The organism is Vibrio sp. 10N.222.55.C6 (assembly GCF_041473395.1).
In the GTDB taxonomy this organism is placed as follows: domain Bacteria; phylum Pseudomonadota; class Gammaproteobacteria; order Enterobacterales; family Vibrionaceae; genus Vibrio; species Vibrio crassostreae_C.
The window spans coordinates 1-451 of record NZ_JBFRSD010000879.1 but is presented as its reverse complement, the minus strand read 5'-3'; the positions used below and the strand labels follow the sequence as shown (position 1 = coordinate 451).

At 37.7% G+C, this 451-nt stretch carries 1 protein-coding gene; it reads right to left on the bottom strand.

Translation table 11 applies throughout. The features are described from left to right. On the bottom strand, positions 1–312 hold a 312-nt coding region (locus tag AB4486_RS26670; protein WP_372119776.1), incomplete at its 3' end, for a hypothetical protein. Positions 313–451: the final 139 nt, after the last annotated feature.

The following is a 451-nucleotide window of genomic DNA, read 5'->3' as shown; positions in this document are numbered from 1 at the left end:
ATCATGTTCATGTAACCGATATCCCAATTCATTGTCATTACGAAAGCGTAGTGCTTCGACCACATTGTCATTCACATAAAAACCAAATGCATTCAAACCCTCAGATATGAAGTTCGTAGTGTCTACCAGTGGAATAGCACGCTCTAATGCTTCGGATAAATCATTACCTACCATTTCATCATTCAGTGCGATATCCATAATAGAGTTATGATTTACTGTTTGTTTATAATAGCTCGCATCCAGATACCCGCGTCTAGCTGCTTCGATTTTTTTGTTTTGTAGGTGGTTTAGTGCTGTGTTTGCATTGCTCATTATTAATTCCTTTAAAATTTTGCATTAAAAAACCCGCGTTTGTGCGGGTTCTGATTTATGTGGTTAAGCGGGTTCTGATATGGTTAATCGGTTTCTATCTCAAATCGGTCACACATTTCTTCCATTCCTCTTTCTATAC